Raw genomic sequence first — 1,226 nt, 5'->3', positions numbered from 1 at the left:
GGCGGTGGCGTTCTGCGTGGCCTCGCTGATGGGAGTCGACGCCCCGGGCTCGTTCGTGGAGGAGGCCATCGACCGGCGTTCGGTCGGCCGGGCCACGATCGTCGGGGCGCTCGCGCTCGGCGGGGTGTATTCCGCGGTGGCGTGGGCGATGGGCCTGGCGGTCGGCCCCAGTTCTGTGGGGGAGATGGCTGCGGCGGACGCCGATCTGCCGTTCACGATCCTGGGTCGGGTCGCTGGCTGGTTGGTGGTCGTGGCGGGGTTGACGCTGCTGTTGGGGATCGGCACCTCGAAGCTCAGCTTCCACAGCGTGATCGCGCGATACGTGTTCGCCATGGCACGGGAGGGAGTGCTGCCGGCCCGGCTCGCGGGCGCCGAGGGCGGGACGCGGGTCAGCGCGCCGCGCGGCGGGTCGCTGACGCAGACGATCATCGCTGGCGTGGTGGTGACCGGGTTCGCGGTGACCGGCGCCGACCCGATTGGGCAGATGTTCACCTGGCTGTCGACGTTGGGTGCGATGGGCCTGCTGAGCCTGCTGCTGGCCGCGTCGCTGGCCGCGCTGTTCTCCCCGCACCAGGTTCGGGGTGAGCGAGCCGGCGTGTGGGAGTGGCTCATCGCGCCGATGCTGGGCCTGATCGCTGGGGTGGCGGTGCTGGGCCTGATGGTCATCAACGTCGGGTCGCTGCTGGGAGCCGCGCCCGGCTCGTTGGTCCCGCTTGTGCTGCCCACGATCATCATCGCCGCTGCGGCCATCGGCGGGATGTGGGCCAAGCACCTGCGGCGGTACCGGCCAGAGGTCTACGACGGCATCGGCCACGGCACCCCGACCCCGAACGCCGTGCCCGACCCCATCCACATCTCGATCTGACAAGGCCGACGATGATGACTCACGCGCAGCGACCCGCCGGCCACCATGTCGGCCCCGTTGACCCCCTGCATTCTCGCTGGAATCAGGAGCCGAGCCTGGCGCCTCTGGCCGCCGAACAGCGGCCTCCCGCTGGGTACGGTCCGTCGCCCGGCTACGGCCCGCCGCCCGCGTCTGGCTATGGGCCGCCGCCCGCGTCTGGCTATGGGCCGCCGCCCGCGTCTGGCTATGGGCCGCCGCCTGGTCCTGGCTATGGGCCGCCACCTGCGTCTGGCTACGGCCCGCCGCCTGGTCCTGGCTATGGGCCGCCGCCCGGCTACGGACCTCCTGCCGACGCCTACCAACGTCTACCGGAGCCCCCACC

The 1,226-nt window shown here is 72.3% G+C and carries 1 pseudogene; it reads left to right on the top strand.

The features are described 5' to 3' along the window. Positions 1–865 (top strand): annotated as a pseudogene (locus tag C1I95_RS35615) (APC family permease); the annotation flags it as partial. Between the last annotated feature and the right edge of the window lie 361 nt (positions 866–1,226).

Source organism: Micromonospora craterilacus (assembly GCF_003236315.1).
GTDB classification, from domain to species: domain Bacteria; phylum Actinomycetota; class Actinomycetes; order Mycobacteriales; family Micromonosporaceae; genus Micromonospora; species Micromonospora craterilacus.
The sequence above is the reverse complement of the archived record's forward strand: the minus strand, read 5'-3'. Positions and strand labels throughout refer to the sequence as shown.